The organism is Lysobacter enzymogenes (assembly GCF_900106525.1).
GTDB classification, from domain to species: Bacteria; Pseudomonadota; Gammaproteobacteria; order Xanthomonadales; family Xanthomonadaceae; genus Lysobacter; species Lysobacter enzymogenes.
In genome coordinates, this window is record NZ_FNOG01000005.1 from 483512 (window position 1) to 505591 (window position 22080).

At 70.4% G+C, this 22080-nt stretch carries 9 protein-coding genes; 6 read left to right on the forward strand and 3 right to left on the reverse strand.

The genetic code is table 11. The features are described from left to right. Positions 1-61 precede the first annotated feature (61 nt). The gene (locus tag BLU84_RS14985; RefSeq protein WP_074868689.1) at positions 62-988 is read left to right on the forward strand and encodes a LysR family transcriptional regulator; all 927 of its coding nucleotides are present in this window, start codon (positions 62-64) and stop codon (positions 986-988) included. Between the two features lie 349 nt (positions 989-1337). On the opposite strand, the gene BLU84_RS14990 is transcribed toward BLU84_RS14985, so the two are convergent. Continuing rightward, positions 1338-2108, reverse strand: a complete 771-nt coding sequence (locus BLU84_RS14990) for a TorF family putative porin (protein WP_074868690.1) — start codon at positions 2106-2108, stop codon at positions 1338-1340. Between the two features lie 364 nt (positions 2109-2472). Here BLU84_RS14990 and BLU84_RS14995 point away from each other — a divergent pair, with 364 nt between their 5' ends. The 5 genes from BLU84_RS14995 to BLU84_RS15015 all read left to right on the forward strand — a co-directional run bounded on the left by BLU84_RS14995 (position 2473) and on the right by BLU84_RS15015 (position 7426). Beyond that, positions 2473-3624 carry a polyamine ABC transporter substrate-binding protein gene (locus BLU84_RS14995; RefSeq protein WP_211664547.1) on the forward strand — a complete coding sequence of 384 codons (1152 nt, stop codon included), beginning with the start codon at positions 2473-2475 and terminating at the stop codon, positions 3622-3624. A gap of 4 nt (positions 3625-3628) precedes the next feature. After that, positions 3629-4783 (forward strand): ABC transporter ATP-binding protein, encoded by a 1155-nt coding sequence (locus BLU84_RS15000; protein WP_074868693.1) that lies wholly within the window; start codon positions 3629-3631, stop codon positions 4781-4783. A 199-nt stretch (positions 4784-4982) separates the two neighbouring features. Beyond that, a complete protein-coding gene (locus BLU84_RS15005) occupies positions 4983-5840 on the forward strand; it encodes an ABC transporter permease subunit (RefSeq protein ID WP_083382664.1) in 858 nt (285 codons plus the stop codon). A gap of 26 nt (positions 5841-5866) precedes the next feature. Further along, positions 5867-6652, forward strand: coding sequence for an ABC transporter permease subunit (locus tag BLU84_RS15010; protein ID WP_074869040.1), 786 nt, complete (start codon positions 5867-5869; stop codon positions 6650-6652). 288 nt (positions 6653-6940) lie between these two features. Continuing rightward, complete coding sequence (locus BLU84_RS15015) at positions 6941-7426, forward strand: hypothetical protein (protein WP_074868696.1); 486 nt, start codon at positions 6941-6943, stop codon at positions 7424-7426. Positions 7427-7655: 229 nt separating this feature from the next. Here the strand turns inward: BLU84_RS15015 and BLU84_RS15020 are convergent, their stop codons facing one another. Together BLU84_RS15020 and BLU84_RS15025 are read right to left on the reverse strand one after the other, a co-directional pair. Beyond that, on the reverse strand, positions 7656-8990 hold the full coding sequence (locus tag BLU84_RS15020; RefSeq protein ID WP_074868700.1) for a substrate-binding domain-containing protein: 1335 nt from the start codon (positions 8988-8990) through the stop codon (positions 7656-7658). Positions 8991-9932: 942 nt separating this feature from the next. Next, positions 9933-21908, reverse strand: coding sequence for a filamentous haemagglutinin family protein (locus tag BLU84_RS15025; protein WP_074868703.1), 11976 nt, complete (start codon positions 21906-21908; stop codon positions 9933-9935). Positions 21909-22080 lie beyond the last annotated feature (172 nt).

Below are 22080 nucleotides of genomic sequence, written 5' to 3' on the forward strand. Positions count from 1 at the left end.
GCCGCCTTCATCCTAGGCGCGCGCCCGCCATGAATGAAGTGATCTTTGCTAACGTCTTGGCATGAACCAGATTCATACCCGCAGCGAACAGCTCGACCTCAACCTGCTCAAGGTGTTCGAGGCGGTCTATCGCGAGCGCAACCTCAGCCTGGCGGCGCAGGCGCTGTATCTGACGCCGTCGGCGGTCAGCCACGCGCTGGCGCGGCTGCGGCGCCAGTTCGACGACCCGCTGTTCGTGCGCGACGGCCGCCGCATGAGCCCCACCGCGGCCTGCCAGCGCCTCGCCCCGCCGTTGCTGGAAACCTTGGCGCGGCTGCGCGAACTGCTGCAGCACCGCGACCGCTTCGAGCCGGCGTCGAGCCGGCAGTCGTTCCGCATCGGCATGCCCGAGGCGACCGAGAGCGTGCTGTTGCCGGCGCTGATGCGCGCGCTGCGCGCGCAGGCGCCCGGCGCGACCCTGGCCAGCGTGGCCCTGCCGCGCCGCGACCTCGGCCGCGAGCTGGCCGCCGGCCAGGTCGACCTGGCGGTGGACGTGGCCCTGCCGGTGCGCGATCCGGTCCGCCACCGGCCGCTGTTCGAGGATGGCTTCTGCGTGGTCGCGCGCGCCGATCATCCGCTGGCGCGGCGATTGAGCCTGAAGCAGTACCTGCAAGCGCGGCACGTGGCGGTGTCGGCGCGCGCCACCGGGCAGGTGATCGAGGATCTGGCCCTGCTCAATCTGGGCCTGCAACGCAACATCGCGCTGCGCTGCCGCAGCTACCACGCCGCGTGCGCGGTGGCGGCGCAATCCGACGCGCTGCTGACGCTGCCCGAAAGCCTGGCCGCGCGGATCGCGCCGGACGCCGCGCTGGTGCGGCTGAAACTGCCGTTCGCGCTCCCGGCGGCGCAGTTGCATCTGTACTGGCACGCCAACAGCGAGGCGGACCCGGCCAACGCGTGGCTGCGCGGGTTGGTCAGCGAGGTGTGCGGGCGCAAACCGGAGCGCTGAGCGCGAATCGCTGGCTCGTAGGCTACCTGTAGGAGCGACGCGAGTCGCGACCGCGGCAACGCAACTGCGACGAAACTCGCGCCGCAACCGATCTGGCGCGGTCGCGACTTGCGTCGCTCCTACAGGGGCTTCGGCCGGTACGTATCCGACTGTAGGAGCGGCGCGAGCCGCGACTGCGACAACGCAACTACGACGAAACTCGCGCAGTGATCGATTTGGCGCGGTCGCGACTTGCGTCGCTCCTACAGGGGCTTCGGCGGGTACGTATCCGACTGTAGGAGCGGCGCGAGCCGCGACCGCGGCAATGCAACTACGACGAAACTTGCGACGCGACCGATGCGGCGCGGAATCAGAACTTCCACCCCACCAGCACCGTCACCTTGTCGTCGGCCAGCTTCTTGTCGTCCAGGCCTTCGGAGATCTTCGGGCCGTAGCTGGAGGTGGTGGTGTATTGCAGTTCGGCGTGGAACGGGCCGAATTCGCGGGTCAGCGCCAGCAGGTAATCGTTGTAGCTGTCGCCGAGCGGGTCTTGCAGGTCGTAGTAGCCGATCTGCGCCTTGAGGCCGAAACCGCTCTCGCCCAGCGGCCATTCGCCGCCGGCGTTCCAGTAATAGCCTTTGCCGCCCAGGCCGAAGATGTCGGGCGAATAGGCCAGGCCGACGTGGTAGTGCTCGGCGAAGCTCAAGGTGCCTTCCAGTTCGGTGTAGTCGTAGTCGAAACCGCGCTTGGCGCCCGGATAGGCGGCGCGGGTCAGGACCACGTCCAGCTCCAGGCCCGGGCGCAGCTCGCCCGACCAGCCCAGGTAGCCGTCGAGTTCGTAATGCACGCCGTCGCGCTCCTCGCCCGGCGCGGTGAAGTCGATGCTCGACGCCCACAGGCCGGCGTAGAAGCCGCTGCGGTGTTCGAGGTTGATCTCGGCCTGCAGGGCCGGGTCTTCCTGGGTCTGGGAGACGCCGCGCCAGACGTAATCGCTCATCAAGGTGACGCCGCCGCGCACGTTCCAGTCGCGTTCGCTCTCGCCGGCCTCCTGCGCGCAGGCCCAGGGCGCGGCCGCGGCCAGGGCGGCGGCCAGCAGCAGTTGCGCAGCGCGCGGACGCGGGTGAAGGCGGCGGTCGGACATCGTGGAATCTCCCTGGAAAGCGTGCGGGGCAACGCGGCGCGGCGGCGAAAACGGCGGCGCGGCGCGGGCCGGAACCTGAGCGGCGCCGGCCCGGGGCCGGCGCGCCGGGGCGCGAAGATACAGCACGCGGCGTCGCGATGCGCGGCGGTCGCGGGCACCCACGTCCCGAAACGGGCCTAAACAAGTCGGAGCAGGCCGCAGCAGGCCCAAACAAGATGAACGCCCCGGCCCCGGCCCCATAGGCCGCTGGATAAGCCGCTGGAATCGCATAACTCGTTGACACCACGCGGCCCGCCTTCGAACATTCCCGCCAACGCCCCGGGCCCGCCGCGCCCGCCGGCTCCCGTTTTCCCAGGAGATTGCCGTGACCTTGCGCCTCGCCCCGCTCGCCTGCGCCGTCCTCATGCTCGCCGCCTGCGGCGGCAAGCCCGCCGCCGACGCCAACGCCCCTGCCGCCAAGCCGGGCGCCGAGGAGAAGGTGCTCAACGTCTACAACTGGTCGGACTACGTCGCCGACGACACGGTCAAGAACTTCGAAGCGGCCACCGCGATCAAGGTCAACTACGACGTCTACGACGCCAACGAAACCCTGGAAAGCAAGCTCAGCGCCGGCGCCTCGGGCTACGACGCGGTATTCCCGTCGGCGCGACCGTTCGCCCAGCGCCAGGTCAAGGCCGGCATGTACGCCAAGCTCGACAAGAGCAAGCTGCCCAACTGGAGCCACCTGGACCCGCAACTGCTGCAGAACCTGGCCTCGATCGACCCCGGCAACGAACACCTGGTGCCGTACATGTGGGGCACCACCGGCCTGGGCCTGAACCTGGACAAGATCAAGGAAGCGCTCGGCGACAACGCGCCGCTGGATTCGTGGTCGCTGCTGTTCGATCCGGCCAACGCGGCCAAGCTCGGCAAGTGCGGCATCACCGTGCTCGACGACGACCAGGAAGCCTTCGGCGCGGCGCTGATCTGGCTCGGCCGCGATCCCAACGCCGGCGCCGCCGACGAGATCGACGCGGTCAAGAAGGTCTACGCGGCGATCCGCCCCTATGTGCGCACCTTCAACAACGCCGAATACAAGGACGCCTTCGCCAACGGCGACGCGTGCCTGGTGATGGGCTATTCCGGCGACATCGCCCAGGCCAGCACCGCCGCGTTCGACGCGGCCAAGAAGGCCGGCAAGCCGGCGCCGAACCTGCGCTTCACGATCCCCAAGGAAGGCGCGATCCGCTGGGTCGACGTGATCGCGATCCCCAAGGACAGCAAGCACATCGGCAACGCCCACGCCTTCATCGATTACCTGCTCGACCCCAAGGTCGCCGCGGCGATCAGCAACCACGTCGCCTACGCCAGCGCCAACAAGGACGCCGCGCCGCTGGTCGATCCGGCCATCGCCCAGGACCAGGGCGTGTACCCGCCCGAGGCCGTGCGCGCCAAGCTGGTCGATCCGCGCTCGCTGCCCGAGGACGTGCAGCGCCAGCGCGTGCGCGCCTGGACCAGCATCAAGAGCGGGCACTGAGCGCGTGAGCGTCCCCGCCCGCAGCCCTGCGCTTGAACCCTGGCGCGATCCCGCCGCGCAGCCGTTCGTGCGCATCGAAGGCGTGACCAAGACCTTCGGCAAGGTCTACGCCTGCGACGACATTTCGCTGGACGTCTACCGCGGCGAATTCTTCGCCCTGCTCGGCGGTTCGGGCTCGGGCAAGAGCACCCTGCTGCGCGTGCTGGCCGGGTTCGAATCGCCCGACCGCGGCCGCGTGCTGATCGACGGCATCGACGTCACCGACCTGCCGCCGTACCAGCGGCCGGTCAACATGATGTTCCAAAGCTACGCGCTGTTCCCGCACATGAGCGTGGCCCAGAACATCGCCTTCGGCCTCAAGCATTCCAGCGGCGGCGCCAAGCCCGGCGCCGGCGAGATCCGCGACCGCGTGCAGCAGATGCTGGAGCTGGTGCGCATGCCGCAGCTGGGCAACCGCAAGCCCGACCAGCTCTCCGGCGGCCAGCGCCAGCGGGTGGCGCTGGCGCGCGCGCTGGCCAAGCAGCCCAAGCTGCTGCTGCTCGACGAGCCGCTGGGCGCGCTGGATAAAAAGCTGCGCGAACATACCCAGTTCGAATTGGTGAGCATCCAGGAACGCGTCGGCACCACCTTCATCATGGTCACCCACGACCAGGAAGAAGCGATGACCATGTCCTCGCGCATCGCGGTCATGGACGCCGGCCGCATCGTTCAGGTCTCCACCCCGGCGGTGCTGTACGAATATCCGTCCACGCGCTTCGTCGCCGAGTTCATCGGCGGCATCAACCTGCTGGAAGGCCGCGTGCTCGGCCAGGACGGCGACGGCGATCTGCGCATCCAGTGCGACGGCGTCGGCGGCGAGCTGCTGGCGCGCCATCCCGACCCGCTGCCGGAAGGCACCTCGGTCGGCATCGCGGTGCGGCCGGAGAAGATCGACGTGCACGAGACCCGCCCGGAGGGCTTCGACAACGCGGTGATGGGCAAGGTGCGCGATATCGCCTATCTGGGCGATGTGTCGATCTACCACGTGCAGACCGAGGCCGGCGCAGTGCTGCGGGTGCAGGAGACGCACGTGGCGCGCAGCTCGCAGCCGCATTACGACTGGGACGACACCTTGTGGTTGTCGTGGGATGCGACCAGCGCCGTGGTGTTGACCTCGTGAGCGCGCGACAACGGCGAGGCCTGGAGATTTGCGGTCGTCAAGACGTTAGGGGGCTGGGGTGAACGTGAGCCAACACCGGCGCGGCTCGGGGATTTGGGGTTTCTGGGCGGATGTTGTTTATAACCTCTTCGGTTGGTTCCGCTCGGTAGGCGACGAATTCCGCACCCGCCGCGGCCGCCTGCTCGTCACCGCGATCCCGATGCTGTGGCTGGCGCTGTTCTTCTGCGTGCCGTTCCTGATCGTGCTGAAAATCAGCTTCGCCCAGTCGGTGTTCGGGCAAGTGCCGCCGTACACGCCGCTGCTGGAGACCGCCGAGAACGGCGGCACCACCTTGCGCCTGCACGCGGCCAACTACGCCGCGCTGCTGGCCGATCCGCTGTACGTGGCGGCGTACCTCAAATCGCTGCTGTTCGCCAGCGTGTCCACCGCGTGCTGCCTGCTGCTGGGCTATCCGATCGCCTACGGCATCGCGCGCGCGCCGCGGCTGTGGCGCTTGTTGCTGCTGGTGCTGGTGATCCTGCCGTTCTGGACCAGCTCGCTGCTGCGCACCTATGCGCTGATCGGCCTGCTGCGCGCCAACGGCTGGCTCAGCCAGAGCCTGGTCGGGCTGGGCCTGCTCGAACCCGGGCAGGCGGTGCTGCACACCAATCTCGCCGTCTACATCGGCATCACCTACAACTACCTGCCCTTCATGATCCTGCCGCTGGCGGCGACCCTGATCCGCCTGGACTTCACCCTGCTCGAAGCCGCCGCCGACCTCGGCGCGAAGCCGTGGCAGGCGTTCCGCCGCATCACCCTGCCGCTGTCGTTCCCGGGCATCCTCGCCGGCAGCTTGTTGGTGTTCATTCCCGCGGTCGGCGAGTTCGTGATTCCCGACGTGCTCGGCGGCCCCGACGCGCTGACCATCGGCCGGGTGCTGTGGACCGAGTTCTTCACCAATCGCGACTGGCCGCTGTCGGCGGCGATCGCGGTGGCGATGCTGCTGCTGATCGTGTTGCCGACGCTGTTGTTCGAATACATCGAAAACCGCCGCGTCGCGCGCGAGGCGCAGTCGTGAAGCGGCGGCCGTTCGCGCTGTACACGATGATGGCGCTGGGCTATGCGTTCTTGTACCTGCCCATCGTCTCGGTGATCGTCTATTCGTTCAGCGGCTCCGACCGCGCGACCACCTGGGGCGGTTTCTCGCTGCAGTGGTACGCGGCGCTGGCGCGCAACGAGCAGATCCTCGAAGCGGCGCAGCGCAGCCTGATCATCGCCGCGATCTCGGCCACCGCCGCGGTCGCGCTGGGCACCGCCAGCGGCCTGGCGCTGTCGCGCTTCGGCAAGTTCCCCGGGCGCGGCATCCTGAGCCTGATGAACTCGGCGCCGATGGTGATGCCCGACGTCATGCTCGGCCTGTCCTCGCTGCTGCTGTTCGTCGGCTTGCAGCAGTTGTTCGGTTGGCCCGAGCGCGGCATGACCACGATCACCCTGGCCCACATCACCCTGACCGCGTGCTACGTCACCGTGGTGGTGCGCTCGCGCATGACCTCGATGGACGCCAGCCTGGAAGAGGCGGCGATGGACCTGGGCGCGAAACCGTGGCGGGTGTTCTTCGTCATTACGCTTCCGTTGATTGCGCCCGCGCTGTTGGCCGGCTGGCTGCTGGCCTTCACGCTTTCGCTGGACGACCTGGTCATCGCCAGCTTCACCTCCGGCCCCGGCTCGACCACGCTGCCGATGCTGGTCTATTCCAAGGTCAAGCTCGGCGTCACTCCCGAGATCAATGCGCTGACCTCGATCATCGTGGTGCTGGTGGCGATCGGCGTCAGCGTCGCCGGCGTGCTGATGCACCGGCGCGAGCGCAAGCTGGCGCGCAGCGAGAACTGAGACTCGCCCGCCGCCGCGCCGCGTGCGCGGCGGCACGCGCGTTCATGCGCGCGTTCACACCCGTGCAACCGCGCCGACACGTGGTTTTGTTTTCCTAGCGCGGGGACAAGCACGCCTACGACGCTGCGCACTACCGGCCGACGCCTACCGGCGCGATCCGGCCTTTGGCCTTTCATCTGCATTCTCCTCGCGGCCGCGCGATGCGGCCGTTGCCCTACGCCGTACGTCCGCCTCCCCCGGATGCTGCGCATCCGCGCCGGTTCCATCCAACCTTCAAGGAGACACGTCATGGACTACGCAATCCGCGCCAAACTGTTCGCCGCCGCCGTCGCGCTCGGCCTGGGCCTGTTGGCCGCTCCGCAGGCCGATGCCGCCAGCCAGTGCAAGACCCTCAAGCTGCTGCCGGGCGTGGTGCAGGTCTACGCTACCGTCGATGCCGGCGCCGTCGGCGACAGCGCGTTCTGCACCGCCGACTTCGCCTGCCCGACCGGTTCGAACAAGGTCGAGGTGTTCGGCACCGCGCTGGCGACCAGCCGCGATGCGGTGATCGCGGTCGACAACACCGCCAACCTCAGCAGCGGCGAACAGGTGTCGGCCAACTGCATCACCACCCTGGTCGGCAACGGCAAGCGCATCTCGGTCAGCACCTGCAACGCCAAGGCCGTGGCCCCGGCCAACAAGGGCACCGCCGATACCTCGGCCTGCTCGGCCTACGCCGAAGGCCCGGCCGGTTCGCGCGTCGCCGCCAACGCCACCTGTTTCTGCGGCACCTGATCCTGTTCGACCTGATCCTGCTCAACCCGATCCAACGCAGATCGATCCACGCCTGACCCGAGGCGCCGCCAGGCGAACGGGCAAGAAAAAAGCTCCCCGATGCGACCGGGGAGCTTTTCTTTTTGCGGTGTTGCTTGCTGCAGTGTTTCTCTTCGGCGTTGCTCTTTCGGCGTTTCTCACCTGCCGCCTTGCGCGACGGCGGCTATCCGTGCCGCCGCCGCGCCCGCGATCAGTTGATGCAGCTGTTGATCGAGCCGACCGCCGAGCTGCGGAACAGCGTGTTGCCGTCGATGTAGGCGTAGCCGGTCGGCAGCGCGACGCGCGGGTCCGGATTGGTCGCCGGGATCGGGCCGTAGAACTGCTTGAACAGGTTCTTGATCGCAGTGGCCTTGGTGCCGTTGCCGGCGTTGTAGGCGGCCAGGTAGGTCACCGCGGCGATCGGGTAAGCGGCCGAGATGGTCGCGGTCGGGGCGACCAAGCGGGTGCAGTTGCGGGCCGGGGCGGCGACGCTGGCCGGCACATCGCCGACGGTGGCGCCGTCGAGCACCTTGGCCGACAGCAGCGAGGCCGGAGCCAGGCTGACCGGGCCGGTCGAACCGAACGTGGCCGGATCGTAGCCGTTGACCGAGGCGTACATCACGCCCTGGCTCAGCACTTCGGCGATGTCGGCGTAGCCGATCGCGTCGGTGGTCGCCTTGACCTTGGAGACCACGCCGTTGTTGCCGGCCTGGGCCGAGGACGCCGAGTAGTTCGGCAGCGCCGAAGCGGCAGCGGTGGCGTAGCTCTGGTTCGGCTTGAAGAAGTCGGCGGCCAGGCCGAACTTGCCGTTGCACTGCGCGGCCAGGTAGCTGGTGAAGGCGAACGAGGTGCCGCTGCCTTCCGAACGGTAGACGATGGTGATCGGGTGCGAACCGGCCACCGGCGAGGTCAGGCGCGAATCGTTCCAGTTCTTGATGTCGCCGGCGAAGATGCGGCAGACCTGCTCGGTGTTCAGCGCGACCGAGGTCAGGCCGCCGACGGTGTCCTTGAACGGCAGGGCGATGGCGCCGGCCAGAACCGGGATCTGCACGATCGCGGTGCGGGTGGACGCCATGTTGGCGATGAAGGTGTTGTAGTCGGGGGTGGCGATCGGCGCGTCGGTGCCGATGAAGTCCGGAGCCGCCTGGCCCGAGATCGAGCTGAAGCCGGTGATGCCGGCCGGCGAGCAAGCGCCGTTGGCGAAGATGCCGTCGTTGTTGAGGATCTTCTTGCCGGTGCCGCTGCCGGTCTGGCAGTAGGACACGGCGTCGGCCGAGTAGCGGGTGTGGAAGTCCTGGAACACCGGGATCTTGGTGCCGGTGGAGTTGCCCAGGCCGGCGACGCTGAAGCTGACGGCCGGCAGAGTGATGGCGGAATCGCGCGACAGCTTGGCGACCGGCGAGGTGCCGTTGTACAGGTCGCCGACATAAGCCGGAGCCGGGAAGGTGGCGCCGCCGCCGTACAGATCGGCCGCATTGGCCGAACCAGCGAAGACCAGGACAGCGGTAGCGGCCAGCAGGCCGACATGAAGCTTGTTGCGATGCACGAGACGTCTCCTTTTGAGGGTGCGGGCCGAATGCCCGCGGATCAATCCGTATCGATTCGATGCAAGGCGCCGACGCGTTGCCTCGAATGGGTTGCGTTGGCGCGGCGACAGAATGGGCGCGGCGTGTGCAAGCGCAGCGACCATGCGGGTAAGTATTTATTACATGGTTCAAGTGACTAATACGCGGGGATTTGTCGCGATCCAAATCGTGTTTTCGTAGGCGATGCGAAGGTTTTGTGTCGACGCCGCGCATTGCGGTTACACAGATGACAGCGCGTGCGCGCACTGCGTCACGGCCATGAGCGCTGAGTCCATGATTCGATTGCGACGACCGGCAACTGTCATATGCGACGGCTTTTCGCGTGTTTTTCGCATCGTGTCGCGCTTCACGCATCATCGCGCGATCGGTTGCGAAAGAACGACGCTGCACTCATCGATTCGCAACGAGCCGGAGACTTCGTCGCGCCTGAGACCGCCTCGCGTCGTTGTGGATGCTGGCTGCAGTCGCGCAGATGCCGGCTGCAGTCGCACCGAGGCATGACGTTGAAGTCTCTGGATCCCCGCCTTCGCGGGGATGACGATTTGAAGAGCCGCGGTGAAACCGACTTACCACCCAACCTACCTACCGTCATTCCCGCGAACGCGGGCTCTGCTTTACTTCGGCGGAGCCGAACATCCAGGGCTTCACCGAAGCATGACGCTGAAGTCTCTGGATCCCCGCCTTCGCGGGGATGACGGTCTTGGAGAGACGCGGCGAACGAAGCGCAATTGCGTGGAACACGCGCCACTGAATGGGCGACGCCGCGCAACGAACCTCAAGACTCCGTCGATGAGGAGACGCACCAAAGGAACCGCTCCCCCGCAACCCCAAAAACGAACGAGGCGGCCAATGGCCGCCCCGTTTGCCTACCCTGCCCCGCACTACAACCCGATCAACACCGCTCACGGCGCATTCGCGCACCGCGGATTGTCGGCCTCGCACTGGCCGAAGCCGATCACCTGCACCGAAATCACCGCCGGCAAATCGCGTCCTCCGATCGGCGGGCGCTTTTCCGCCATCTGCTCGGCCACCGCGTTGACGCCCGAACTCGCCGACGAGGCGGCGCTCAGCGCGCCGGTGTCGACGTTGCGCGCGACCGGGATGCCGATGGATTCGCCGTCGACCTGGATGTTGTCGGCGTTGGCGATGGTCTGCGCGGCGACGATCAGGTTGCCGCCGATGCGGATGCCGGCGTCGCCGGCGTCGATGGTGCCGCGCGGCGCTACCAGCACCGCGTCGCCGGCCTTGGCGCCGGCCGCGGTCTGCATGGTCGCGATGCCGGCGCCGGTAACCAACCCGCGCGCGTCGATGCGGCAGTACTGGTCGAGGTCGCAGACATAACGCACCGGCGGCTTGTCCGACGAAGTCTTGGCGCCCTTGCCGGCGTTGATGTCGCCGTTCGAACTCCAGATGGTCAGATCGCCGCCGCCCTGGGTGAAGATGCGGCTCTGCGCGAGCAGCACGCTACGGTCGGTGAAGATGCCGATGTCGCCCACGTCCAGCGTCAGCACGCCCTGCTGGTTGGGGCCGATCACCGTCTCGCCGCGGTTGTTGGTCACCAGCGGCGGCGCGGCCACGCTGCCGACCAGCACTTCGCCGCCCGGGCCGAGGATGCGCACGTCGCCGCCCTGCTGGGTCTGCACGGTCGAACCGCGCATGTCGAAACGTCCGGTCGCCACCGGCGCGTCGGCGCCGTTGGCGCCGCCTTCCAGACGATTGGCGGTGTAGCCCAGCGCCGACGGGAACAAGGTGTTGATCGCGCGATAACCGGCGGCGTACTTGCCGAACTCGGGACTGGCCGGGTTCTTGTTGTCGCGGCCGGCGCGTTCGAGCAGGTCGAGGAAGACCCGATCGACCAGGCGCTGCTGCGCTTCCTGCGGCAGCTGGGCGAATTCGGCCCAGGCCTGCTGCGGCGACAGTTCGCCGCCGTCGCGGCCGGCGTCGCGGCGCTGCTGGCGCACGTACTCGGCCAGCCACGCGGCGTAGGCCGCGGACTCCGCGCCGGCCGGATCGAGATAGCGCGAGGCGAACGCGCGCGTGTCGATGCCCGGCGCCACGCCGAAGCGCAGCACCAGGTCGGCGCCTGCGTAGCCCAGCCCGGCGTTGTCGCGATTGCCGATGGTGCGGATGCCGCCGCCTTCGGCGCGCAGTTGATCGAACGCATAGGCTTCGTTGGCCGAAGTGAACGGCCCCAGATCGCGCCCGGCCTGGATTTCGAAGCTGCCCGGCCCACCCAGTTCCAGCCAGTTGTAGCGGCTGACCCGGCCGCTGATGCTGCGGCCGAGCGGACGGTAGTACAGATCGCGTCCGGCCAGCACGCGGGTGGCGTCGCTGTCGCGGTAGTTCTGCCCGCGCAGATCGAGATCGACGATGTCGCGGCCGGCGCGCAAGGTCGCCGGCTTGGGCAGGTCCAGAGTCAGGGTGTTGAAGCTCTGGCTCGGGCCCGGCTGGCCGTTGACGATGTCGCCCAGCGCGTACACCCGTACCGGTTCGCGGTCGTCGCGATGCAGGTTGGCGCGCTGATCGCGGTTCGGGATGAACACATCCAGGCGCGAGAAGTCGAACGCGGTCTGCTCCGGCAGGCTCGACAGCGGCTGCAGCGGCGATGGCATCCAGGCCGGGTCGATGTCGAGCAGGCGCAGCGTGTCCAGGCGCGGGAACTGATCGGCGTAGAGCTGCACGTCGCCGCCGGCGAGCAGGCTGAGCCCGCCGCGCAGCGACGGGAACAGCTGGCCGCCGTTGCGCACGCGCACGTCGCCGGCGATGGCGGTCAGGCCGAGGTAGCCCGGCAGCACCTGCGCGAACAGCGAACTGCTGCCGATGTTGTACGGCGATTGCGGACGGCCCGGGTCGCGGCCACCGTAGCCGAACAGCACATCGCCCAGCAGCAGGCTGCCCAGTTGCACGTTGCCGGTGGTCGAGGTCGCGTTGAGCGCGGCGTCGGCGCCGAAGGATTGCGAATCCACCTCGCGCTCGCTCAGGCGCGCATACGACGGATTGAGCACCCGGCCGATATCGATATCGCCGCTGGCGCCGACGTTCCAGCGCGCGTCCTGCATCGCCAGGATCGGCGCCACGCTGGAACTCATCGTCGTGGTCTGGCTGGTGACGTTCTCGATGAACACCGGCACGTTCAGATCGTAGGCCGAACCGATGCGGCCGCCGGCGTTGAGCGAACCTTGGCCCTGGGAGACGAAGAAATCGCCGCCGAGCACATTGCGGCCGGCGTTGGCGTACAGGTCGCCGCCGCCGAAGCGGCGCAGCGCGCCGGCGCCGTCGCGCAACCACGTCGTCGGCGAGGACGCCGACACTTCGATCAGGTCGCGCCCGGCGTCCAGACGAATATCGCCGCCGACGCTGAGCAAGCCCTGGGCGAAGCCGCCGAAGTTGATCGAGGTCGAGATCAGGCGGCCGTCGGGCCCGGCGACGTTGCCGGTCTGCATCCACGGCCACCAGTACTGGTTGAGGTAGCTGCCGGCGACGCCGCTGCGGCGGCCGTCGCTGTCGCGCACCTGGCGGTTGCCGACGATGTCGCGGCCGGCGCGCACGCTTAAGTTCCCGGCCGCTTCGGGATTGACCGCGCCGGTGACCGCGACCAGCGGCCCGTTGAGGTTCTGCGGCGAGGCCGCGCCTTCCACCCGCGGCCGCGACGTATCGACGCCGGTGCCCTCGCCCGGGCGGCCGGCGGTGTAGACGCTGGCCGGCGCGTCGCGGTCGGCGAAGCGCACGTCGCGCGCGGCGACCAGTTCGATCTCGCCGGTGCCGGTGCGCAGCACGTTCGGCAGCAGCAGATCGCTCTGGCCGGGCTTGCGCAAGGTGGTGTGTCCGTCGAAGACGATGTCGGCCGCGCCATCGCCGGCGCGATCGGGCGCGACGCTGGAGAAATCGGCGCCGGCGACGAAGCGGTAGCGGCTGCTGTCGCCGCCGGCCAGTTGCTGCTCCAGCCACGGCGTCGGCCGCTCGACGCTGGCCTGCAGCGTCGGCGTGCGGTCGGCGGCCGGCGGCACCGGGCCGAGCACCGGCAGGCGCGGCGCCCAGGTCATCGGCGGCGATTCGCCGTTGGCGACGCGGTTGGCCAGGTCGATCACGTAGCCGCGGTAACGCTCCAGATAACCGGCGTAGTCGCCCGGGCCGGTCGGCGGCGCGGGTTCGGCGATGCCCGCATCGCCGGTGCCGGCGATGGAGATCAGCAGGTCGATGAAGCCCATCAGCGAAGTGCCGGGGCCGACGATGTTGTCGAGCGCGCTGTCGGGCTTGGTCATCATGCCGAACAGTTCGTCGTACTGGCCGTAGTACTGGCCTGACTCGTCGTTCGGATCATAGGGCTGCGGCGGCGGCAGGAACTGCTCGCTGTCGGGCATGCTCAGCGGATTGTTCTGCAGCCACGTCATGCGTGCGGCGACCGAGCCGTCGTAGTTGCCGACCGCGCCGCTGCCGGCGGCGTTGTAGTTGTAGAAACCGTCGCTGATGCTGGCGTTGACCTGCACGTCGCCGGCCGCGCGCAAGGTCAGCACCGGCGCGGCGCCCTGGTAGCGGAAGTCGGGCGCGTTGCGGTCGCCGGAGTTGAGGTTCCAGTTGGTCAGCACGCGGATCGCGCCGCCGTCGCGCGTGGCGTCGGGGTTCTGCAACTCGATGCCCGGGCGCGCGCGGAAGTTGCCGATGCCGGCGAAGCGCTCGCCGAAGGCGAAGCCCGGGTTCTGCACGAAGCGCATCAGCGTGCCGGCCTGGTGCGCGACGCCGTCGCCGTTGAGATAACCGTAGAAGCCCTGGTGCGCGGCGTTGGCCGCGTCGGGGGTGAAGTAATGGGTCTTGAGGTACAGCGCGAGCTGCTCCGGCGTCTGCGGCGCGGCCAGTTCGGCGCCGCTGGCGTCGCGCCACTTGCCGGCGACCAGCTTGCCGTCGCTGCCGTACCAGCCGGCCGGATCGACGATGCCGTCGAAGTGGCGCTCGGGATGGGCCGGATCGAGCGCATCGCCCGCGCTCCACACCGCATACGCTTCCAGGCCGACTTCGCGCGCGCCGACGATCGCGCCGGGGTTGTCCACCACCACGTTGACGTCGCCGCCGACCAGCAGCGGCGCGCGCAACTCGACCTTGCCGCCGGACAGGCCGCCGGCGCTGCCGCCGCGCACGTCGATCAGCGCGTCGCGGCCGATGCGGATCACGCCGGCCGCATCCGCAGCGACGTTCTGGTAGCCGTATTGCTCGTTGAGGCTACCGTCGCTGCGCCCGCTGGTGCCGATGCGCACGGTGCCGCCGCGCTTGCCGGCGTCGCTGCCGTTGGCGAGCAGGCGGCCTTGCAGCTCCACGCCGTGGCGGCCGTACAGCTCGATGCGCCCGCCGGCGCTGCCGGAGGCGTCGATGTCGCCGAGGATGCGCACGTTGCCGTTGGCCGCGTCGCGCAGCAGCGCATCGGCGCCGCCGTCGGCGGTCAGGCTGACTTCGTGCGCGCGCAGGGTGTGCCCGGCGCTGAGTTGCAGATCGCCGCTGCGGCTGCGCACCGCGACGCTGCGGTCGATGCCGCTGCCGGCCAGGCGCTGGGCCAGCGTGTCCAGGTTCAGCGCCGCGCCGCTGTCGAGTTCGATGCGGCCGCCCTGCCCCTTGGGCGCGGCGCCCTTGAGCGTGCCGTCCAGGCCGATCGCGCCCTGCGGCGCGAGCAGACGCAGCTCGCCGGCGTCGCCGCCGCCGGCCGCGGCCGAGACGTCGAGGCTGGCGCCGGTCGCCAGGGCGATCGCGCCGCGTTCGGCGCGCAGTTCGATGCGGCCGCCGGGCGCGTACACCGGCTGGTCGAAGATCGCCTTCGGCAGCGCCGAGACATCGATGGCGCTGCCCGCGTCCAGGCGCACATCGCCCTGGCTCGCGACCAGGCTCACGCGGCCGGAATGGGCGCGGATCAGCGCGTTGCCGGCGATGCTGGCGCCGCGCAGTTCCAGCGCGCCGCCTTGCGCGCCGCCGGCATCGCTGGCCGCCTCGCCCACGCGCGCCAGGGTGATCGCGCCGCTGCTGCGCAGGCTTTGCTCGGCGCCGCCTTCGGCCTGGATCAGCGGCGCTTGCAGGCGCAGATCGGCGGCGCCGAAATCGACGCTGCCGCGGCCGCCGGCGGAAATCTGCTGCGCCGCTTCGACCGCCACCTGGCGGAAACCGGCGAACTGCGAATCGCCGCCGGTGAAGGCGACCGTACCGCCGCGCAACTGCAGCGTGCCGGTGCCCGCCGGCGCGTCGCCGGCCGGGCCGCCCTGCGCGCCGAGTTCGTTGCCCACGCTCAGGCGCTGCGCGCTCAAGCGCACATCGCCGCCGTCGCCGCTGAAACGGCGCGCGCTGAGGTTGAGTTCGCGGTCGCTGTCGACTTCGATGTCGCCGTAGAACGCCATCTCGCCGTAGCTGCGCAGGCTCACCCGCTGGGCCTGGCCGAACTGCGCCAGGGTGTTGCGGCCGACCACGAAGCCGTCGTAGCGCGCGTTCGGATCGGCGCTGAACACCACCCGCCCGCTGCTGGCCTGAATGTCGCGCCCGGCCAGCAGCGCGCTGGCGTCGACGCGGGCGTTGCCGGAGGCGTCGAGCATCAGCGCCGCGCCGCCGTCCAGGCGCGCACCGGCGCCGACTGCGAGCAGCCCGCGCGACTGCGCGAACGCCGGCAGGCCGCGCCGTTGCAGCGTCGCCGCGCCGGCGTTGGACACGCGCAGCAGCGCGCCGTCGCCGCTGATCGCCGCGCGGTTGGCGGCGCTGTCGGCGTCCTGGCCGATGGTCAGGCGCAGGTCGCCGGCGCCGGCGAGCGCGCCGCGCGCCTGGATCACGCCGCCGTCTTCGACCCGCACGCCCTGGCTGCCGTCGCCGGCCTTGGCCACCAGCAGGATTTCCGCGCCCTGCAACGGCGAGGCGGCGTCGTTGGACACCAGCACGTCGCGCGCGCGCACCGAGATCGCGGTGCCGTCGCTGCCGCGCTCGCGCACGCCGCCGATCAGCAGGCTGCCGGCGCCGAGTGCGCTGAGCTGGCCGGCGTCGAGCTGCACATAGCCCTCGCGCGCAGTTTGGTTGGCGCCGCGGATCTGGATCGCGTCGGCGACCAGATCGATCTGCGCCGCGGCGCCGCCATCGGCCGCGGCCACGTCCAGGCGCGCGGCCAGTTCCAGCGCGCGCTGCGCGCTGAGCACCAATTGGCCGCCGTCGCGCGGCAGCTGCGGTGCGAAGCGGCCGGCCTTGCCGGCCTGATCGGAGAAGAACTTGTTGGCGCGGCTGAGCTGGTACTGCGAGTACTGCCCCCACACCGCCGCCGACTGCACGTCGAACAGCTGGCTGCGCGCATCGCGCGCGCCGCTGAGCGCATCGACGTAGTAACCGGCGACGCGATGGGTGCCATCGGGCGCGGTCAGGTTCTGGCTCGCCAGCGCGTCCTGGCCGCCGCTGCGCTGGACCACCCGGAACGCGCCGGGCAAGGTCGCGTAGCGGCCCGGCAGCAAGGTATAGACGCCGTCGGCCAGCCCCGGCACGCCGGACAGGTACACCGACTTGCCGACCTGGCTGCCGCCCGCGCCCTGGCTCAGCAGCGGATCGCTCGCGGCCAACGGCGACTGCGCGCCCGGAATGATCGCGTATACCTCGCGCCCGTCCGGATACAGCGACGCGCGGCTGCCGCTGCCGCCGTCGGCGTAACTCACGCCGACGCTCGACAACAGGTCGCGGCTGCCGCCGGTGCCGGCGATCCATTCGAAGGCTTGCAGGTCGCCGCCGCCGGACAGGTCGACGCGCGCGCCGTCCTGCAACGACAGCTCGGCGCCGTCGAGCGAGATGCGTTTGAGCGGCGGCGCGGTCAGGCGCTGCTCGACCTCGTTGCCGTCCCACTGCAGCGAATCGACGGTCTTGCCGTACGGCAGCACGCGGCCGTCGAGCGAGACCGAGGTCAGGCTGCCCGGCGCCAGCGTCACCTTGCGCGTCGGCGTCAGCGCCAATTGATTGAACAACGCGCGCGTGGCCGGATCCTCGGCATTGGCCGCGCCGAGCACGATCTGACCGGCCGGCGCGCGCAGGGTGCCGGCCTGCTCGATCTCGGTCGCGTCGAGCAGCAGCTTGCCGCCGGCCGACAGCGGCAGCGGCGCCGCGTTGCCGTTGCCGGCGATGCGGATCGCGGTGTCGGCGCGCCGGCCGCTGGCGTCCTTGGCGCCGAGCGCGCGCACGATGAAGGTCTCGCCGCTGGCCGGATAGATCTGCGCGGCGCGCAGCGACAGGTTGCCGCCGGTCAGCAGCTCGCCCGGCACCAGCCGCACTTCGTTGCCGATGGTCGCGCTCTGGTAGATGCCCGGGGTGTGGAAACGGATGTCGCCGCGGCTGTCGAAGGCCGCGTCGGCGAAGTTGCGCAGCACCACGCGGCCGCCGATGTCGATGAAGCCGGCCTCGACGCTGAGCGTGGCCGCGCCGGGCTTGCCCGGCTCCGGCAGCGCCGCAGCCGCGTCGCCGCCGAGCCCTTGCAGCGACACATAGGCCGAACGCAGGCGCGCCGCGCCGCTGTCGCCGCCGGCCTGGAACGCGCGCGCGTTGATCATCAGCGCGCGCGCCGGCGACAGCGTCACCTCGCCGTCGAACACCACCGGCACCACGCCGGGGCCGCGGATCAAGCCGTCTTCGCCGATCCCGACCAACAAGGTATCGATGCCGGAGCCGTTAAGCGTATCGGCCTGGAAATGCAGCGTGCCCGAGGGCTGTTCGCGGCCCGGCTCGATCGCGCCGCCGGCGCGCGCGGACGGATCCAACTGGCTGCCGCTTTGGTGGAACACGATCTGCGAGGTCGCCAGCGGCGCGCGGCCGCCGGCCACGTCCAGCGGCCGCACGCTCTGCGCGGTCAGCAGCTGCACGCTGCCGCCGCGCGCCTGCGCGTCGCCGCCGGCGGCCTGGATGCGGCCGTCGAAGAACAGCCCGCCCGCGGCCGCCAGCACCAGCTCGCCGCCGTCGCTCCAGACCGCGCGCGGCTGCAGCGGCGCCTGGCCGAGCGCGCCGGCGGCGGCCGGCAGGTCGAACACCGCGCGGCTGCCGGACAGGTCCAGGCGCGCGCCCTGCTCGACCACCACATAACCGCCGTCGTTGCTCAGGCGGATGCGGCCGCCGTCGAGCACCTTGCCGTCGCGCGGCGCCGCGCCGCCGTTGGGCAGCGGCGCCTTGAACGGATTGAACAAGGCGATGCCGGACACGTCGAGCACCGCATTCGAACCCACCCACACCGATTTGTCGGCGCGCCAGTAGTCCACCTGCGACGGGCTGTGCGACGGCGACAGCGCATTGGCCGAGGTGTCGCCGGACAGATCGATGCTGCCGCCGTGCGCGGTCACCGAGCCGAGCACGGTGAGCTGGCCGCGCGAGCCCAGCCGCACCGCGCCGCCGGCGTCGACCTGCAACTTGGCGTCGCGTTCCAGGGTGAGCGTGTCGCGCACCTGATCGACCCCCGGCACGTTCGGCAGCGTGCGGCCGGTGGCGGCGCCGGCTTCGAGGAAGAAGTCGGCGGCGTCGCGGTGGTAATCGTCGAGGCGGCCGAACGCGCCGTAGCGGCCGGCGCCGTCGGCGCCGAGCCCGGCGTACAGATCGCCGCCGCTGCGCAGTTCGCGCAGCGCCTCGAGGTCGGGCAGGAAATTGCGCTGCGACACGCTGAGCTGGGTGCTGGCGAGGATGCGCGCGTCGTGGCGCGCGAGCAGATCGTAGGCGCCGAAGTCGCCGTCGCGGAAGAAGCCCGCGTCCAGCTTCAGCGTGCGCGCATCGGCGGCCAGCGCATCGCCCGCCGCCGCGCCGATCAAAATGTCGCGCGCGTGCAAGGTCAGGGTGCCGCCGCCGGCGAGGCCGCCGCCGCGCAGGTTCTGCGCGGTGAAACGCAGCTCGCCGGCGCCAGGCTCGGCCGCGAAGTGCGAGGCCGGCAGGAACGGATTCAGCGTCTGGGTGCCTTCGCGCGGTTGGTACAGCTTCAAGGCGATATCGCCGCCGCGGCCCAGCGGCACGCCGTCCTTGGCCGCGAGCTGGCCGTTGGGCAGGATCCGGCCGCCGCCGGACACGTCCAGCAGCGCGCCCGGATCGAGCAGGATCGAACCGCTGGCGTCGCGGCCGCCGTCGGCGCCGTCCAGGCGCGGATATTCGGACACGCTCAGGCTGATGCGGCCGCCGTCGATGTGCGCGCCGCCCTGGCGCTCGTCGGCGACGCGGTCGCGGTCGTTGACCCACTGCCCGCGCGCGAGCAGGCGGCCGCCGTCGCGCACGGTAATGCCGCGGCGCGCGCCGGCTTCGGGGTTGGGGTCGTTCTCGCTGGTCGCGCTGAGCGCGATCTCGCCCGAATCGGCCTGCAAGGTGCCGGCCACGTCGATGCGCGCGCCGCTCAGGGCGATGCGGCCGCCGGCGTCGACCTGCAAGTGCGCGTCGCTGGCCACTTCTATCCGCGAGAGCCGGTCGTTGAGCTCGACCGTGCCGAAGCCGGCCTGGTTGAGCGACTGCGTCGACAAGACGCCACCCTGCCCCTGCGCCAGGCGCTGCTGCAGCGAGAAGTCCGCGGCCACGTCCGCGACCGGACCCGATTGCAGGGTCCACAGGCCGTAGCCGCCGCCGCTCACGTTCACGCTCAAACGCCCGCCCAGCGCCGGCGTGCCGCGCTCGCGCTGGTCGCGGCCGGACACGGCGTTGGCGCGCAGATCGCCGGCCAACACCAACCCGGTATCGACCCGGATCGCGTCGGCGCCGCTGTCCTGGCGCAAATTGATGTTGAGCTGGCCGCCGTCGCCGCCTTGCACGTAGTCGGATTCGTAATAGCGGTCCGAACGCCCGAACGCCGAATAGAAATACTCGTTGACGTTCCAGCGCTGGTGCGCGAGCGAGAACTGCCCGGCGAAACCGCGGTAGGACTGCGACGGGTCGGCGCCGGCCAGACGATAGGTGCGCCCGTCCGCGCCGATCACCCGCGGCGTCTCGACCATGCCGCCCTGGTAATGCAGGAAGCCGCCGCTGACGTCGATCACCGAGCCGCCGCGGGCGACGAACTCGCGCGCGCTGACGTTGATGGTGCCGCCGTCGATCAGCATCTGGTCGATGCCGCGCGGGCGCTGGTCGGCGTAGCCCGAAGCGTTGAACAGCGGGCTGCCGACCCAGGCGCGGCCGTCGTCGGTGACGCCGCGCTCGCGCGCGTCGAGCACGACCTTCTTGCGGTAGAACGCGCCGCCGCGCAGCAGCGGCGAATCGGCCAGTTCGTTCTCGCCGACGCGTTCGATGGTGATGAAGTTGTCCGACATCGGCCGCAGCACGTCGGCCAGGCCGGCGACGTTGATCTGCGCACCGCTGTCGATCTGGATGCGCGCGATCGCCGGCTTGCTGGCGCCGTCGCGCAGCGGGTCCATGCCGACCAGGTCGAGCTTGGCGCCGGGCATCAGGATCAGCGAGTTTTCCTGCATGCGCATCTGCGCCGCGGCCAGCACCGCGCTGGGCGGCTGGAAGGCCTTGTCGGCGGTCGGCGCCGAGGTCGTGGTCTCGCCATCGCGCTCGGGCAGGATCGCGGTGACCGAGCCGCTGCCGAAGCTCAGCGAACCGCCGGTGCTGCCGCTGAGGTCTTCGGGCCGGTCGATGCCGGCCGAGCGCGCGTGGTTGGCGGCGACGATCGAGATCCGCCCCGGCCGGCTGACCGAGGTGGTGGTGCCGACATAACCGTCCTGGTGCAGCTCGTAACCGGTCAGGGTCACCGCGCCGCGCTTGCTGGCGACGATGCCGGTGTTGTCCAGGCGGCCGTAACCGACGACCGCCGCGCTGGCCTGCGGCGCCACGCCGGCGTAGCGCAGGCTCAGTTCGTTGCTGGCGCCGGACGGCGCCTGGGTCGAGTACGCGCCGACCACCGCGGCCAGCTGCGCATGCCCGTCTTCGGCGATCACGCTGCCGGCGTTGTTGACGTTGGGCGCGGCGACCAGGGCGAAACCGCCCGGCGCGGTCTTGAGCTGGGCGCCGGCTTCGATGCGCACATCGCCGCTGGCCTGCGGGCGCGGCGCGCCGCCGCCGACGTAGTCGGCCAGCTCCGAGGTCAGCACCGCCAGGTCGGCCTTGGCCCGGCGCACGCCTTCGCCGATGAAGATGCGGTTGCTCTGGGCGATGTCGTTGCTGAAGAGATTCAGCGACGAGACCAGCAGCGACCGCGTATTGACCTGGCTGGTGCCGCCGAAGATCACGCCGTTGCGGTTGAGCAGGTAGACGCTGCCCTCGGCCTTGATCTGGCCGAAGATCTGGCTGGGCCGGCCGCTGGGATCGTCGACCCGGTTGAGCGCGATCCAGTCGTTGCCGCCGCCGCTTTGGTTGCCGGCGCGCTGGTCGAAATACACCGTGGTGCGGCGGCCGACGTTGAAGCTCTCCCAGCTCAGGATCGCCTTCTTCTGGGTCTGCTCGATGGTGACCACGACGTTGCCGCCGGCGTCGTTGTTCTGGGTCGGGCCCTTGGCGCCGAGCCACAGCTTGGACTGGTTCAGGCGCGGGTCTTCCACCGCGATCGCGCCGGGTTCGAAGCGCACGCCGTTGGCGACCTTGAGCCCGCCTTGGACGAGCCCGTCGGGTACTTGGTTGGCCGCGGCCGAGGCCGCTGCGGCCGCACGCGCGGCGACCTGCGCCGCGTCGAGCGCGGAGCGCACCCGCGAGGCCTGGGCGAAGGCGGCCAGCGAGCGCTGCGCCATCTGCTGGGCCTGCGCCGATTGCAGCCCTTGCTGCTGCACCGCGCGCGCGGCCTGCGCGGCCGGGTCCGCCGCGCGGCGCGCGAACGGATTGGGATCGGCATGCGCGCCGCCGCCGACCAGGGCCAGCGAGATCGCCGCGCTCAGCGCCAGCAGGCGCAGCCGTGCGGGCGAAAGACGGGCGGAATCGGTGCGGGCGAGAGGCTTGCGGGTCATGACGGCTTCCTTGGCGCGGGTCGCGGCGACGCGGCGGAGGCGGCGCCGGGAACGGCGCCGCGATGGAATGGAAACTGCGCGGTGGTGGCGGTGTGGCGGGTGCGGGCGGTGCGGGAGGCGGCTGCGACACGACCGCGCGGTGTGGATTGATCGCTAAGCGGACGCGCCGCCG

Bases quoted from the DNA above. Each gene is read 5' to 3' on its own strand.
- BLU84_RS15005 (WP_083382664.1), top strand. From the start codon at position 4,983: ATGCTGTGGCTGGCGCTGTTCTTCTGCGTGCCGTTCCTGATCGTGCTG.
- BLU84_RS15025 (WP_074868703.1), bottom strand. From the start codon at position 21,908: ATGACCCGCAAGCCTCTCGCCCGCACCGATTCCGCCCGTCTTTCGCCC.
- BLU84_RS15010 (WP_074869040.1), top strand. From the start codon at position 5,867: ATGATGGCGCTGGGCTATGCGTTCTTGTACCTGCCCATCGTCTCGGTG.
- BLU84_RS14985 (WP_074868689.1), top strand. From the start codon at position 62: ATGAACCAGATTCATACCCGCAGCGAACAGCTCGACCTCAACCTGCTC.
- BLU84_RS15015 (WP_074868696.1), top strand. From the start codon at position 6,941: ATGGACTACGCAATCCGCGCCAAACTGTTCGCCGCCGCCGTCGCGCTC.
- BLU84_RS14990 (WP_074868690.1), bottom strand. From the start codon at position 2,108: ATGTCCGACCGCCGCCTTCACCCGCGTCCGCGCGCTGCGCAACTGCTG.